We start from the raw sequence: 16,026 nt of genomic DNA on the forward strand, positions 1-16,026 counted from the left end.
TCGTGATAAGCTGTGCACAGCACCCATAGAAACAGGTGTTGAAAACAGAAATAAAAAATCTCTGTTTTGCACAATAATTAAATATCGGGTCAGGCAGAAAACCTAGGATTGGTATCATATATGAGTGGGTCAATTGCGAAGCCCTGTATAAGCCATTTATATTGCTCAGCACGTAGCTGTCTGAGTTCATCACTGTTCCTTGGCCAGACAAAGCGCCATTGTTCTACACGTTTGTAAAGGAGAAGAAATCCATCTCCTTCCCACAGAAGCCCTTTTATCCTGGTAGAAGACCTGCCACAGAAAAGGAAGAGCGTATTGGGGACAAAGAGGCTTACCTTGTACTTGCGTTCAATGATTGCGGCAAGTGAATCTATGCCGCAGCGCATGTCAGTGTAGCCGCATACCACGTAAACTGTTGGGAAGTAATTAAAATCCGCATCTTTAAGCATGGCGCACCGCCTTGATGATGTTTGTAATGACTTCATCTTTAGCGCCAGGGCCAATCTCTATGCAGACATCGCCAAGTGATATGGATACTGGAACTGATGTCATAGAATTGTATGAGTTGATCAAATCGGGCGAATTGTGCGATTCGCTCAATTCGCGTGAAGGAGTCGCGGCGATCCCTGAGGTATGTGAAGAAACAATTACGGTAGAGGGAGTGATTGGTATAATGTCTGGAACTACTGAATCGACCATTGTTTCTTTCAAAAGATGCTTCCAGTAGTTGTAAGCGTGGAAAGATTGATTGTTCTGGATGCACCATTCCTTGATGGGAAGGCCACTTTCCATTTGCTGCCTGATTAAAGCAGCCCATTTAGTCATTCTTGCCTGATGTAACTTTTCTTTAGCGTTCATGAGATACCTCCGTAGTCTTTCGCACAAATCGCACAAAATGCGCAAATCGCGCGTTGATATTTGGAGTAATCATCTCATGATTGTGATAGTATTATAAGGTACCTATGGTTGAGGGCTTACGGAAATAAAGATTGGAGTACTTATAGAATGGAAACAAGTAATAAAAGAAATAATGGCTGGGTGGTAATCATAGCCCTTGCCGGGATAGTTTGTGTTCTGGCATTGGCAGAGATGGTCACTTTTTTTGTCCTTAGAAGAAGTTATAACACCATAAGAACAGCAGAGATTTTGTGGATACTTCGTTCCAACATGAAAGGCGCCAATATCACAGTCTTTAAGAAATATATCATGGCAGGCGTGCTGGTTATAGTAGCCTTTGTGATTCTTTATACATATTTGTTTTCGCGTGCTAGGAAAGGAGCTAAGGTTGCTCGCTTCGCATTAGCCTCTACCTTAGTATCCATTATGTTATTCTTATGCGGCGCGGGGATGCTGTATAAGCAGCTGTGCATCGGGGAATATATCCATTACCGTTCAGAATACTCAGAATTTATTGAGGACAATTGGGTGGATGCCAGGGAAACAGACATTACTTTTAACCAAAAGAGAAACCTAATATTCATCTTCCTTGAATCCATGGAGATTACTTTTACAGGATATGAGAATGGTGGATATTCCTACGATAACTACCTTCCGGAATTGACCGAGATTGCTAAGAACAATGTTAATTTTTCAGATGGAGAAAAGATCAACGGTGGTTACGCTATGCCGGATGCAAATTATACCATAGCCGCCATGTGCTCTATGACATCAGGGATAGGCGTAAAAGAGGATTTCTTCACCTGGGATACTGTAAATGATACATGGAATGATAAGGAGTATAAATCAGATTATCTTCCCGGAGTCTATGCTCTTGGTGAGATATTGCAGGATAACGGATACTATCAGGAACTTCTCATAGGCTCAGAAGCTGATTTTGGTGGTCGAAAGTCATATTTTGTGGACCATGGTAATTATGAGATTTTCGATTATCTTACCGCAAAAGAAAAAGGCCTTATTCCTCCAGATTATCTTGTTTGGTGGGGATATGAGGATGCAAAACTCTACGAATATGCCAAAGATGAGCTTACCAGAATGTCCCAGCAAGATGAGCCCTTCAACCTGACAATGCTCACTGTGGATACACATTTTACAGATGGATATAAATGCCAGCTCTGTGGAGATAAGTACGATTACAAATACTGTAATGTGTATGCTTGTGCCAGCAAACAGTGCAGTGAATTTTTAAGCTGGATACAACAGCAGCCCTTTTATGAGAATACAACAATTATCATTGCTGGAGATCATCCGACAGAGGATTCGGAGATCATCGATTACTTAAAGGTTCCGGATGATTATAAGAGACTGACATATTTTGCCATCATAAACCCTGCAGAAGATTATACTGGCTCTAAAAGAGAATTTGCGACTTATGATATATTCCCAACTACTCTTGCTGCGATTGGCGCTGATATAGAAGGAGACAGGCTTGGCCTTGGAACCAATCTGTTCTCGGATAAGAGTACTTTGGTAGAAGAGTATGGTGCCGATTATATTGCTGGAGAAATAAAGAAGAGATCAGCCTTCTATGAAAATGGCCTTGCCGGACAAGTGACGACAAAGCCATAATAATTCACTAGCGTAAGTTTACAAGTTTATCTGCCTTGAATCTGTAAAATACAGATATTTCCTAGCTTCAAGGCGCTTAAAATCTATAGCCTAACTAGTGCGTGCTAAACAATTAATAACGCTGACTTGAAATTTTAAATTCCAGTGAAACAGTAAATACAGTCATGGATAAGCGTACAGAGTACATTGATAGCATAGACAGAGTTGAAGTTGAGCGTAAATTTGGATTATCAAAGCACAGTCATGGACTGAATCTGATCATGACAAATCGTGAGCATACAAAATTTATTATTTGTTCTGCTCCATAGAAGCGTAGTCCTGAGATGCAATTCATTCATGAGGCTTCTTTTGCCGTGGGTGGTGGGCGTTCAAGCATTGAAGCGGGGAGATAATGTACGGTTTGAGGGGAAGTACTAAAATAATAATAAAATCTTACAGGTTGGAGTATCTATGAAGGTTGTACTTTTAGCAGGTGGTTATGGAACAAGAATATCTGAAGAATCTCAATTTAAACCCAAACCAATGATAGAGATTGGTGGAAAGCCTATTTTATGGCATATTATGAAAGAGTATTCCTATTATGGTTATAATGAGTTCATAATATGTGCAGGCTACATGCAACATGTAATCAAGGAATGGTTCGCAGATTATTTTCTTCATAATAGCGACATAACGTTTGACTACACAGAAGGTAAGAGAAACATAATTGTTCATGACCAGTATTTGGACAAATGGAAGGTTACAGTTGTGGACACGGGTCTCAAGACAATGACCGGTGGACGAATTAAGCGCATACAAAAATATGTTGGAAATGAACCTTTTATGATGACCTATGGCGATGGTGTTTGTGACGTAAATATTACGGAATTGGTTAAGTTTCACCAGGCTCACGGTAAAATTGCTACGCTGACAGCTGTTCGCCAGGATCAATCGAAGGGAGTTCTGGAGATTGGTGGAGATTATGCTGTTAAACGATTCAGAGAGAAGAAAGCATCTGACGGCGTGCCAATTAATGCCGGATATATGGTGCTACAGCCTGAGATTTTTGACTATTTGAAGGATGATTCGACAGTATTTGAAAAAGAACCACTTGAAACATTGGCTTCAATTGGTGAACTTATGAGTTATGTATATGATGGTTTTTGGCAATGCATGGATACCAAGTATGAGAAGGATAAACTGGATACAATGCTTGCTGAGAACAGGGCACCATGGAAAAAGTGGTAAAAATATAAACTAAGGTATGAGAGGGTGAGCATTTGAGAATCAGGTTGGCGGACTATGTGGCAAATTTCCTTGTTGAACACGGTGTCACAGATGTATTTAGTGTTGTTGGCGGAGGTGCAATGCACTTGAATGATGCACTGGGACACAACGATGGATTAAAAGTTACTTATAATCATCATGAACAGGCTTGTGCCATTGCGGCAGAAGCCTATGCGCGTTTGGATAATAGAATAGCTGCAGTATGCGTAACCACTGGCCCTGGTGGTACGAATGCGTTGACGGGAGTCCTTGGAGGATGGCTTGATTCCATACCTATGTTCATCATAAGTGGACAAGTTAGATATGATACAACTGCAAGATATGCGATGCAGTTTACCGGTAAGAGATTAAGGGCTGTCGGTGATCAGGAATATGATATTGTCAGATCTGTAGAACCGATGACGAAGTATGCAACCATGATTGAAGATATAGGTAATATCAGATATGCATTGGAAAAAGCATGGCATCTAGCAACGACCGGAAGACCGGGGCCGGTATGGATTGATATACCGGTTAACTATCAGGGTTCATATATTGAAACTGATGATCTTAGGGGGTATGATCCTGCTGAGGATGATGCTAATCTTCCACCTAAGGTATCAGATGAAACAGTAAAACTTGTAATTGAAAAGATAAGAAATGCTGAAAGACCGGTATTTCATGCAGGCTATGGAATAAGGCTTTCAGGTGCATATGATACTTTCAGAGAAGTGGCAGATAAGCTAAATATTCCAGTTGTGACATATTGGAATGCTGCTGATTTAATAGAGAATGACAACCCTCTATATGTGGGGCGAGCAGGAAATATGGGGGATAGGCCGGGAAACTGGGCTATTCAGAACGCGGATCTTATACTTGCAATTGGAACTAGAATTTCTATACGACAGGTTGGGTACAACTGGAAGACATGGGCTCGTGCAGCAGAAGTTATCATGGTAGATGTAGACGAGGCTGAAATGAAAAAACCGACACTCCATGTTGACTTGCCAATCTGGGCAGATGCTAAGGATTTTCTTGAGAAATTGAATATTCAGATAGGAAATGAAAAAGCTTTTTCCGGAGAAGAATGGCTTGATAGATGTCATTCTTGGCGTGAGAATTACCCTGTAGTACAAGACAAACATTGGCAGGAAAATGGTGAAACTGCAAATGTATATGCTTTTGTTAAATATCTTAGCGGTAAGCTTCCGGAGAATAGTTTGACAGCTGTGTCCAATGGAGCATGCTGTGTGGTGGGAAATCAGGCCTATGTTATTCAAAAAGGAAGTAGAATGCATAATAACAGTGCAGTAGCAAGTATGGGATATGGATTGCCTGCGTCAATAGGGACTTGTATAAGTGGAGGAAGAAGGCAGACAATCTGTCTTGAAGGAGATGGAAGTATAATGATGAATCTGCAGGAATTGCAGACCATATTAACAAATAGGCTTCCGATTAAGATTTTTCTGATAAATAATAGTGGATATCACTCAATAAGAATCACACAGAGCAATTTATTCTCTGAGCATAGTAAAGTGGGAATAGGCGAGGAATCAGGAGATTTGTCGTTCCCTGAGTATAAGAAGATAGCTGAAGCTTTTGGCTATCCATATTATTCTGCTCACAGCAATGCGGAAATGAAGAATGTAGTTGATCGAGTTCTTGAAATGGAAGGACCTGTATTTACTGAGATATTTACAGATACAAAACAGGTGTGGGAGCCAAAAAGCTCAACTAAGAAGTTGGAAGATGGTACATTGGTGAGTCCGCCACTAGAGGATTTGGCACCGTTCCTGCCAAGAGAAGAGTTGCAGCAGATAATGGTTGTTCCATTTGTTGAAGCCTAGAATTATAGTTGTGGCTAAAACTAGGCATATTCAATTACATGTATAGGTAACACAGTTATGAAACTAAAAAAAATTCTAGAATATGTATTTATTTTAATAAGTGTTATTGGCTTTTTCCTCTGGATGTTAAGTTTAATGGTGAATGGATATGAATCAAGACAGATTTCCCTTTTTTTTAATGAAATGAGTGATTTTTTTGCGGATTTTTTAAATACTGTAGGATATTGTGGGCAGAGAGATCCTTACAATAACTTATCATATGTTGGCTGGGAACATAAACAATACCCTCCGCTGGCATATGTTTTCTTTTGGGGATTTTCGCAATTTGTTGCAGATATGGATCCTTATTATGAAAGAGGATTCTTTCTGAATATGTATCAGGAGCATTTATTTTTATATATGTTGATTGTGTTTTGGGTAAGTGTTCTTATCTTTGTTTTTGAATTAGTTTTACACAATAAGAATGATAATGCTTTCATAAAATATGGTACAGCTATAGCAATATTATTATCCTTTCCAATCTTATTTTCATTGGAGCGTGGAAATAGTTATTTGTTTGTGATTGTATTTGTTATGATATTTATATTTAATTACAATAGCAATAGTAAGATTCTTCGTGAATTTGCATTATTGTCATTGGCTGTTGCATTTGGATTAAAGATGACACCTGCTATACTGGGGATTTTGTTAATATACGAAAAGAGATGGGCTGATGCAATAAGGGCAGCGTTATATGGGATGATTGCTTTTTTTGCGCCATTTTTATTATTTAAAGATGGTTTTATGAACTTATTCTATTTTTTGAGAAATATGAGAATATCTGCTAAGGCTCATTCTCCTTTTGACGGAGTTTCAGTTTTGGGGAGCGTATCGTATTGCATAGAAAGAATTTTTCCTGGGGGGGTAGATTATAATATTCAAACAATTTTAATAATAGTTAATTACGTAATCTGCTTGCTTTTGTTAGTATTTGGTTTCTTTTATAAACACAAGTGGCAAACAATTTTGGCTATAACATTGGCTTCTATAAGTATATCTGGCCAAGCAAATGAGTATTGTTTACTGATGTTGGTGCCTTTTGTTATAGAATTTTTGAATGATGCTGAACACGATGCAATAATGTCGATAATTATATTGACAGCTATATTCATGATATTTTTAACGTATAGGATATCATTTATACTATGGGATGTACATATTGGGGTTATGTTATTATTATTGGTTGAACTTTTTGAAGGAGTTAAGGATTTTCTAAATTATGGAAAAAATAAGTATCATGATTCCTTGTTATAACGAGGAGGAGAATATTCCTGCTATTGGTGATGCAGTTGAGGCTGAGATAAAGAAGTCCCTTCCTGAGTATGACTATGAGATATGCTATGTTGATAATGCATCTCAGGATAAGACTAGGGAGCTAATAGAACAGCAATGTGCTACAAACAAGAAATTCAAGGCGATATTTAATGTAACAAATTTTGGTCAGTTCAATTCACCATTTCATGGAATTTGTTCTCTTGATGGAGATTGTGTGATTCCCATTTGCGCTGACTTTCAGGATCCGGTGGAAATGATTCCTGTGTTTGTTCGCGAATGGGAAAAAGGACATAGGATTGTAAGTGGAGTTAAGACATCAAGCAGAGAAAATGGTTTTATATATTTCTTGAGAAGTATATATTATAAGCTCATTAAGGGAATGTCATCTGTTAAGATGATTGAGCATTTTACAGGGTTTGGACTCTATGATAAATCTTTTGTGAAATTATTAAGAGAACTTGATGATCCATTACCCTTTATTCGTGGAATAGTGGCAGAATACGGAGATGGTTTTAATCTTAAGACTGTAGAATATGAACAGCCGACTAGAAGAGCCGGTAAGACCCATAATAATTTCTATACCTTGTATGATGCAGCAATGCTCAGCATAACCTCCTACACAAAAGTAGGGCTTAGATTAATGACCTGGTTAGGCTTCATTATTGGTTTTATTGATGTTATCGTAGCATTAGTATATCTTATATTGAAGATTACTAATTGGGATGAATTTAATGCTGGATATGCACCTATGATTATTGGTATGTTTTTGATCGGTGCTGTTCAGTTGGCATTTATGGGGCTTATGGGCGAGTATATACTTAACATAAATACCAGAGCAATTAACAGACCTATTGTGGTAGAGGAACGAAGAATTAACTTTGATGAATGCGAAAACAACGAGAAACAAAAGGAATAAGTACACAAAAGCTGTTGTGACAGGAGCTGCGGGATTTGCAGGTTATAGTCTGACAAGTCACTTGGTGAAAAAAGGATATGAAGTATATGCAATAGTTCGGCCGGGATCTGGGCATAATGAACGACTGAAGAATTTGAGTTTGCATATGATAGAGGCAGATGCAGCAGAGCTGGGGAAACTTCCGGATATTATTGATAAGGAGTGTGATCTGTTTTTTCATCTTGCATGGTCGGGTGGAAGAGATGCATTTGATGAACAGTTTGACAACATTAATCCAACGGTAACTGCAGTTGAAGTAGCATCAAAACTTGGGTGTAAAAGATTTATAGCTACAGGTTCTCAGGCAGAGTATGGTGTTCAAAAAGGGATTATTACAGAAGATATTTTGCCAGCACCAATAAATGCCTATGGTGCGGCAAAAGTTTCCGCAATGTATCTTACTAAACGACGTGCAGAACAATTAGGAATCCAGTGGATTTGGGCCAGGATATTTAGCCTTTATGGTAAATATGAACCATCAGGAAGGATGCTTCCTGATTTAGTAGATAAGCTGATTAAAGAAGAAATTGTTGAGCTAAGCAGTTGCTTGCAGAATTGGGATTATCTTGATGTAAGTGATGCTGCTGATGCGCTTATCTGTCTCGCTGAAAAAGGTATAGATGGTGAAATTTATAATGTTGCCACTGGCAATTATAAACCATTGAAGAAATATGTTCAGAAGGCCGTCGATATTATCGCTTCGAATTCAGAGGTTATCTTTGGTGATGATCCGAACCCATTTATATCACTACAACCCGATGTATCCAAGATTAAGGAGCATACAGGTTGGAAACCAAAGACAGCATTTTCTGATGGAATTAAAAATATGTTAAAGGATAGAGCAAATGAATAATCAAGAAGAATCAAAGAAACAGATACTTGATCTAGTAGCAGACTATGCGAAGAAATATCACAATCAAGAGATAGAATTTAAGGAGGGAGACCGTATTTCTTATGCATCTCGTGTGTACGATGAGCATGAAATGGTAAACCTTGTCGACAGTGCGTTGGAATTTTGGCTAACATCGGGCAGATATACTGATGAGTTCGAAAAGAAGCTGGCAGATTACTTGGGAGTCAGGTATTGCTCGCTTGTTAATTCCGGATCATCAGCTAATCTAGTAGCATTTATGACACTTACATCCCCTCTTCTTGGTGATAGAAGGGTTAACCGCGGTGACGAGGTTATTACTGTGGCAGCAGGCTTCCCTACAACAGTTACACCTATCATTCAATATGGTGCAGTTCCTGTGTTTGTTGATGTGACCATACCAGGTTATAACATTGATGTTGATGAGCTTGAAAAGGCGCTGTCTGAAAAAACTAAAGCCGTTATGATTGCTCATACTCTTGGGAATCCCTTTGACCTCAAGAGTGTTAAGGAGTTCTGTAATAAGCATAATCTGTGGCTTGTTGAAGATAATTGTGATGCACTTGGTAGTAGATATGAAATTGACGGAGTGTGGAAGTTTACCGGTACTATTGGTGATATAGGAACATCTAGCTTTTACCCACCTCATCATATGACAATGGGAGAGGGCGGAGCAGTTTACACGGATAATGCGCTGCTCAATAAAATTGTGAGATCGTTCCGTGATTGGGGACGTGACTGTGTATGCCCTTCAGGATGTGATAATATGTGTGGCCATCGTTTTGACAGACAATATGGTGAACTTCCTTTGGGCTATGACCACAAGTATGTATATTCCCATTTTGGATATAATTTAAAGGCAACAGATCTTCAGGCATCAATTGGCTGTGCTCAACTAGATAAGTTCCCAAGCTTTGTTGAGAGAAGAAAATATAATTTCAGAGTTCTTAAGGATCTACTGATAAAGGGAGGAGCTGAGGATAAGATTATTCTTCCAGTGGCGACAGAAAACGCTGATCCAAGCTGGTTTGGATTTATTATGACTTGTAAGGAAGGCACAAGTCGTAATAAAGTTGTAGACTATGTCGAAAGTCATGGCATACAGACACGAATGCTCTTTGCAGGAAATCTTATAAAACATCCTTGCTTTGATGAAATGAGAGCAAGCGGAAATGGATATCGTGTGATTGGAGCTCTTAATAACACAGACAGAATTATGACTGATAGTTTCTGGGTTGGCGTATATCCCGGAATGACTGATGAGAAACTTGAATATATGGCAAAAATAATCCTAGAGGCAATAAAATAATGTCTACTGTGTGGAGTATGATCGAAAAGATTGCAGGAGCGGTATTCCGCTTCTGCTTTCGTGTAATTAGAAAAGAATATACTGACGATATTCATAATTCACTTATGCAGTTTGTGAGATTTGGAATCGTAGGTGTTAGCAACACTGTAATAGGATATTTGTTGTATACAGTGTCTTTGCTATGTTTGCGAAAATTCGGGATTTTGTCAGGTATTGACTACATTGTTGCTCAGATAATAGGTTTTGTTTTAAGTGTTTTGTGGTCCTTTTTTTGGAATAATAAAGTTGTATTTACCCTCAAAGAGGGACAGAGACGCAATGTATGGAAAGCTTTATTAAAAACATATATTTCCTATTCCTTTACAGGGTTGTTTCTCAATAGTGTTTTGATTGTTTTATGGGTCCAGATATTTCACATATCTGCGTTTGTGGCACCTATAATCAATTTGCTTATAAGCGTTCCGACTAATTATATTATTAACAAATTTTGGGCTTTTAGAACGAATGCAGAATAAAAAAATTAGTTTTGCTTGTATTCTTGGGACTAATTGGTGAATATATTCTGAGTATAAATACAAGAGTTAAAAACAGACCCTTAGTAATTGAAGAGGAACGAATAAATTTTTAATCGCTTGTGAGATAACAGCGATGGGAATGGGGTTAGTAAATCAATGATAAAGAATTTAAATACTATGGGGGGATGCCAGTAAATCCAAGTTTATTAAAAATGCTATTATTATATACAGTGTTATTTATGCTATTTTTGCTGGAATACCCATTCTCTTTTTCGTGATTAGAGGGAAAAGCCTAATATGGTTTGCTGATGCCTATTCAGGCATATATCCATCATTTGTTTATGTTGGAAATTATTTCAGAAGTATTCTGCTAGATATCGTAAAATATCATTCTATACCGATTTTTGATTTTTCACTTGGTTTTGGAACAAATGTATCTTATATGTTTGCTGCGCTGGGGGATCCGTTTAATTGGCTATCTATTTTTTTCCCGGGAAGGCTATCTGTTATAGGATATGGAATCTCAATTTTGGTAAGGGTGTATTGCGCTGGGATTGGGTTTGTGATATGGGGGGAAGAAAGAAACTATGTAATGAAGCAATAGTAATAGGAGCTGTTACCTATGCATTTTGTGGCTATATATTACAATTTGGGATACCGTTTCTCAATTATTTAACTGCGTTCACAGCATTCCCTTTTATTGTTGTAGGGGTTGATGAGGTTATCGATGAGAAAAGAAAATCTTTGTTGTTAATACTGGGAATAGCTTTGACATCGATGAATGGTATCAATTTTATTTGGATATCATGTTTTGATGAACTGCTTTGCCTATTCAGATTACGCTGTGGGCAGAAGCAACTATACGCTTTATTTTCTGATTTCAGTTTGCGTCGCGTATTCCATCAACGATATGCTATCTTTATCTGAGCATAGAAGTATAAAGAAAATGCTTCCTGCATTATCTGTTTATTCTTGTTACATCGTATTTTGGATGATTTTGTCGTACAGAAATGGCTTTCAGCACAAAGTGCTCTTTTTTTTGTTTTTGATACTATTTGTACTGGCAGCTTGTTTATTTTTCTGGGCTGGGAAAATCAGGAAATCTTGTGGGGGTATGGGTGCTGCATTCTTGTGTTTTGCATCATTCATGGCTTGTGGATATTTGGGATATTATGAAAGGCTTAGTGAGTATTTTGTTGATTTGGATATATATGATGAAATTAAAAACAGTGCTTATGGAAGACATTCAGAAGAAGATCAATCCAGAGATGCGCTTCGCACGGATATAATCGATACAAAGAATATGGCAGCGTTGATTCTGGGCAACCCTGGCACATATTCTTATTTTTCAATTCAAAATGATTCGTTATATGATTTTTTTAGGGATATGACATGCTCATGTTCAATATATGGTGGAAATGTCCAAATGAGAACTCTTGATGGTCGAAGATCATTAGAAATGCTGATGGGAGTTGGAACATATTCTGAGGATGAAGATGGCACAATTCTCCATGATAACAATGATTTGAGACTTCCGCTAGGGTTTACATATGATTCATATGCGCTTAATTCGGATGTTGCACAGTTGGATTCGTTAAGTAAAAGTACAGCAGTTTTGGACACAGTATATCTTGATTCGGTGCCTGATATAGATGTGCCAAAGGTGGAATTAGAAGAGATTGAAAATAATAACTCTTATGAGATTGTGCCTGTAGAAATATCTTATCCTTCATCGATGACTGATGAAGGAATAATGGCTGTTGATTCTTACGATATCATTGATATTAGCTTATCTAGAGAGAACATGGAACTAGATGAATCGTCAGAGTATTATCTGTACTTTGAAAGTATAGAAACAGATCGGGATTGGGGGTCAATAGATATCAACCAGATGAAGAAAATGCGTTTTTCATCAGCTGGTGAAGCGTCAAATGAAAAAGGCGAGTATCTGGCAAGAATTCCTATAAACGATGAAATAAAAAAGAGTGGGCATATTACTCTTGGTGTTTCAAAAGGAAATTATAAGTTCGGAACAATTGAGATCAGAAAAGTGGATACCTCAGATTATGCTACCAGAAGAGAAGAACTTATAAACGATAGTCTGGAGGATATAAAATTCACCCCCAATAGTATTTCAGGTAGGATTACATGCGAAAATGATAAACTATTGTTTGTAAGCCTCCTTTTTGACAAGCGATGGAAGTGTTTTGTGGATGGCGATTCACAGAAACTGTTGCTTGCGGATAGCGGTTTTACCGCAATCGAATTAACGGAAGGCACACATGATGTTATGTTTAAATATGATTGCACATTAAATATTTTATCTGCAATAGTGTCATTGCTATCAATAATTGTGGTAATAGCATGGATGAAGAAGGATGTTGGTAAATGAATAAAAAGAAGCTATTAGTGATAGTGATTTTAGTTTTATTGCTGGTGCCTATATATTTTATGGAGATAGATCACTTTATTTTTGGGGATGAAGTGATTACTTATAATATGGCCAATAATAAAGAGGCAGGTTTTGTTTTTTCCGAGGGCAGGATATCAGATTACTTAAGGACAGAAGTTTTTTCTGGCAAGGATGGAATTATTAAGAGTATTGCATCTATGGGGAAAGATCTAATAAAACACAAAGCAAATGCACAAATTCTTAATTATCCCAGAGATAAAGAAGTAAGGTTGTACGAGGCTGAAGAAGTTAAGGGGTGGTTTTATAAAGCTGAAGAGGATCGGTTTGATTTTTTTAATACATGGATTCATTCATTGAGTGATGATGCTAATCCATGGGGATATTATGAGTTGGTTAATCTATCTTCTTCAATATTCCCAGAGATTAGTGGTACCAAATGGTCAGCTTTTCTTGTCAACATTTTGTTTTACTTGGGAAATTTGTTGATACTGTTAGCAATTGGAAAAAAAACAGGAAATACGTATTATCAGAATATTGCAATGATCATTTTTGTAGGTGTAGTGAGTACGATTCTTACTAATTCTGTAACTACTTTAAGACCATATGCAGTAGCATCTTTTTGGGCGACGTCCTTTGCATATGCCTCTATTTGTATGTTAGAAAGAGTTATGGCAAATGAGGCGATAGCTTCTAAACATCTAATAGGGATTGTCGCGTTATATGTTTTGGGGTATATTACGCATTATACTATGGGGATAGTACTGTTATCATTTGGTATCACGCTGCTTTTTTATACAAACGTTTTTTATAAGAAAAATCCTTGGATAATATTTTCAACGGGAATGGCTGCATTTATATTGGGATTGTTTTTTCACCTGAATCATTGATTGGACTTTTACGAAAATTGTTGAAGAGAGGAACTGAGATTTCGGATATCAAAAACTCATCCCGATTGTTTGGGAGTATTATAATAATACTGATAATTGTTCTGATTATAATTTTTGTTGGTAATATATTAAAAAAAAGACAGATTACACAAAGTAATTTAGACTATTTAGTGCTTTCATCATTATTTGTGGCTCTAATTGCCAGAATTGCAACTGGAAGTTTTGGGTATGCCAGAATAATGTTTCCTATATTTTGTGCTATTACCTTTAGAGTGATTTATTTGATATATTATCGTTTTATTAGTTCGTATAATAGAGTTTTGGCACAAATGGTTATGGCTGTCCTTCTTGTGTGTTTTTGTGCGACTAACCTTGTTATTGCATATAAGGTTACCATTAGAGAGAACCAGACGTTTGAACAAAAACAGGAGGCTTTGTCCAGAAGCTCGCTTAGTCCGATATGTTTGTATTTTAGGAAGCATGCTAAAGGATATGGAGATACATTATGTTTAGTAGATCGGTTTGAGTATGTTCAAGTAATAACTATAGATACAGAGAATTGGGAACAATATGTCGAATTTGATGGAACAGCACCGAATGTTGTCTGTTTCTTTTCGGAAGATAGTGAGGATGAAGGTGTAAAAGAGTGGGTTAGAAATCTGGGATATAATGTTAACACAGATATTTATATTGACGAGGAAACACATATTTATTCCTCAAGCAAAGAGTAATAGAGAAAGGGATTTTTTGATGATTGCTTTTGGGACAAAGAATAAGCCAATATTATATAGAATTACATGGATAGTTCTTATTGTTGCATCCTTATTAGCTTTTGTTTCGATGTGGTACTCCGACTTATTCATAACATATCGCCATGGCCTTATGCTAATAGATAGTATTGTTGATAATAGATTCTTTGATTTTTATGCGGTTACAATAGAAAGAGAATATAACGCTGCATATTCGATTCCTATATACATTATTTTCGCTGTTTGGAATATTCCTACGTGGATATTGACTAGGATTGTTGGAATGCCGGAAGATGCTGTAATATGTCTTTTGTGGGCAAAAGCTTTGCTGCTGGCCTTTCTGTCGTTGGCTATGATGCAGATTTATAAAATTGCAAAGCTAAGGGGAATTGACGAAGAAAAAGTAATGTTTTTGTTTATGTCTTCTCTCTTTGTTTTTTGTCCACTTATGGCAGTTGGTCAATATGATATTATTGGGGTAGCCTTTTCTCTATGTGCAATAAGGAAATATCTTGAGGATGGACGACTATCTGCACTATCCATTTTTCTTTTTTCGGTTTCAGCTTCCATGAAGTTTTTTGCTCTTTTCCCATACTTGATTTTAGTTTTATTGGTTGAAAAGCGAATAATTCGGATTTGCATTAATCTCTTGTTTGGAGTGCTTTTTAATTTTGTTGTTATGATTCCTTTTGCCAGTGGGTTTAAGTCTAGTTCTGGATCTTTTAATGGAGTTATGTTGCAGAGATTGTTTACGGTTTGCTTTCCGGGGGGGAATGTAAATATTTCTCTTTTTTGCCTTTTGATCAGCACTGTTTGCGTGCTTGCATTCTTGTCAAACAGGAAGACTTCTGAGGAAATCTTTGACCTGTGGATATGGATGGGATCTTTCACATGGCTATCCTTTTTCATTTTTATGGAGCGGGCATTTCCATATTGGATTATCTGGATGGCGCCATTTATGATACTACTGATAGGAACAAAATCTGAATATAGTAGGGTGAATGTGCTTTTTGAAACGCTCTTAGAAGCAGGTTTTACCTTTATGATGGCCTATGTGTATTATTGGGTATACCTTGCCAAGGGAGTTTTTGATAAATTGCTGCTCAAGGGATTGTTTTCTGATTCAAATTATGCAGGAAAGAGTTTTAAAGATATTGTGGAATGGCTTCATTTAGAAGTTTATTTTCCGGGGGTGTGTGCGCTTACCGCTGTGTTGGCAGCTACAATTCTCGTGATTAATAATCCATGGTGTAAGATATTGCCAAGTGACATAGATGGAGGCATTGTATGCTCTGAAACGTTTTTAAGAATAATGCGTGGATGTTTAATGCTGCTGTTCTTTATTGCATCCATATTATGCAACGTTGATCTGGGATTTTGAATAAAGAAAGCGTG

At 37.3% G+C, this 16,026-nt stretch carries 15 protein-coding genes and 1 pseudogene; 14 read left to right on the plus strand and 2 right to left on the minus strand.

The window, feature by feature from the left end; all coding sequences use genetic code 11:
- Window positions 1-89: 89 nt before the first annotated feature.
- Window positions 90-449 carry an IS66 family insertion sequence element accessory protein TnpB gene (gene tnpB, locus G633_RS0113335; RefSeq protein WP_026520204.1) on the minus strand — a complete coding sequence of 120 codons (360 nt, stop codon included), beginning with the start codon at window positions 447-449 and terminating at the stop codon, window positions 90-92.
- Window positions 442-858, minus strand: a complete 417-nt coding sequence (gene tnpA, locus G633_RS18530) for an IS66 family insertion sequence element accessory protein TnpA (protein ID WP_035771411.1) — start codon at window positions 856-858, stop codon at window positions 442-444. Before tnpA ends, tnpB begins: the two co-directional genes overlap by 8 nt.
- Window positions 859-1,005: 147 nt before the next feature.
- Between tnpA and G633_RS0113345 the strand changes: the two genes are divergently transcribed.
- The 14 genes and pseudogenes from G633_RS0113345 (at window position 1,006) to G633_RS0113405 (ending at window position 16,012) form a co-directional block, all read left to right on the plus strand.
- Entirely contained in the window at window positions 1,006-2,526 is a 1,521-nt protein-coding gene (locus tag G633_RS0113345; RefSeq protein WP_026520205.1) for an LTA synthase family protein, read from the plus strand.
- Window positions 2,527-2,976: 450 nt separating this feature from the next.
- The gene (gene rfbF / locus G633_RS0113350) at window positions 2,977-3,753 is read left to right on the plus strand and encodes a glucose-1-phosphate cytidylyltransferase (RefSeq protein WP_026520206.1); all 777 of its coding nucleotides are present in this window, start codon (window positions 2,977-2,979) and stop codon (window positions 3,751-3,753) included.
- A 32-nt stretch (window positions 3,754-3,785) separates the two neighbouring features.
- On the plus strand, window positions 3,786-5,618 hold the full coding sequence (locus tag G633_RS0113355) for a thiamine pyrophosphate-binding protein (protein WP_026520207.1): 1,833 nt from the start codon (window positions 3,786-3,788) through the stop codon (window positions 5,616-5,618).
- Window positions 5,619-5,675: 57 nt separating this feature from the next.
- Entirely contained in the window at window positions 5,676-6,911 is a 1,236-nt protein-coding gene (locus G633_RS0113360; RefSeq protein ID WP_026520208.1) for a glycosyltransferase 87 family protein, read from the plus strand.
- Window positions 6,877-7,848: a glycosyltransferase family 2 protein gene (locus tag G633_RS0113365; RefSeq protein WP_026520209.1), complete on the plus strand. Its 972-nt coding sequence runs from the start codon at window positions 6,877-6,879 to the stop codon at window positions 7,846-7,848. Before G633_RS0113360 ends, G633_RS0113365 begins: the two co-directional genes overlap by 35 nt.
- On the plus strand, window positions 7,814-8,740 hold the full coding sequence (locus G633_RS0113370) for an NAD-dependent epimerase/dehydratase family protein (protein WP_051200222.1): 927 nt from the start codon (window positions 7,814-7,816) through the stop codon (window positions 8,738-8,740). Before G633_RS0113365 ends, G633_RS0113370 begins: the two co-directional genes overlap by 35 nt.
- Entirely contained in the window at window positions 8,733-10,067 is a 1,335-nt protein-coding gene (rfbH, locus tag G633_RS0113375; RefSeq protein ID WP_035771414.1) for a lipopolysaccharide biosynthesis protein RfbH, read from the plus strand. Before G633_RS0113370 ends, rfbH begins: the two co-directional genes overlap by 8 nt.
- 17 nt (window positions 10,068-10,084) lie before the next feature.
- Window positions 10,085-10,582 (plus strand): GtrA family protein, encoded by a 498-nt coding sequence (locus G633_RS0113380; RefSeq protein WP_242838874.1) that lies wholly within the window; start codon window positions 10,085-10,087, stop codon window positions 10,580-10,582.
- Between the two features lie 8 nt (window positions 10,583-10,590).
- Window positions 10,591-10,695: pseudogene (locus G633_RS20455) on the plus strand (glycosyltransferase); the annotation flags it as partial.
- 358 nt (window positions 10,696-11,053) lie between these two features.
- Window positions 11,054-11,509, plus strand: coding sequence for a hypothetical protein (locus tag G633_RS20315; protein ID WP_026520213.1), 456 nt, complete (start codon window positions 11,054-11,056; stop codon window positions 11,507-11,509).
- Window positions 11,493-12,974, plus strand: coding sequence for a YfhO family protein (locus tag G633_RS0113390; protein WP_242838881.1), 1,482 nt, complete (start codon window positions 11,493-11,495; stop codon window positions 12,972-12,974). Before G633_RS20315 ends, G633_RS0113390 begins: the two co-directional genes overlap by 17 nt.
- A complete protein-coding gene (locus G633_RS0113395) occupies window positions 12,971-13,882 on the plus strand; it encodes a hypothetical protein (protein ID WP_026520215.1) in 912 nt (303 codons plus the stop codon). Before G633_RS0113390 ends, G633_RS0113395 begins: the two co-directional genes overlap by 4 nt.
- Window positions 13,879-14,613 (plus strand): hypothetical protein, encoded by a 735-nt coding sequence (locus tag G633_RS0113400; protein ID WP_026520216.1) that lies wholly within the window; start codon window positions 13,879-13,881, stop codon window positions 14,611-14,613. Before G633_RS0113395 ends, G633_RS0113400 begins: the two co-directional genes overlap by 4 nt.
- On the plus strand, window positions 14,552-16,012 hold the full coding sequence (locus tag G633_RS0113405) for a hypothetical protein (protein WP_155834965.1): 1,461 nt from the start codon (window positions 14,552-14,554) through the stop codon (window positions 16,010-16,012). The genes G633_RS0113400 and G633_RS0113405 overlap by 62 nt, the downstream gene beginning before the upstream one ends.
- Window positions 16,013-16,026 lie beyond the last annotated feature (14 nt).

It is taken from the genome of Butyrivibrio sp. FCS006 (assembly GCF_000424525.1).
In the GTDB taxonomy this organism is placed as follows: domain Bacteria; phylum Bacillota; class Clostridia; order Lachnospirales; family Lachnospiraceae; genus Butyrivibrio.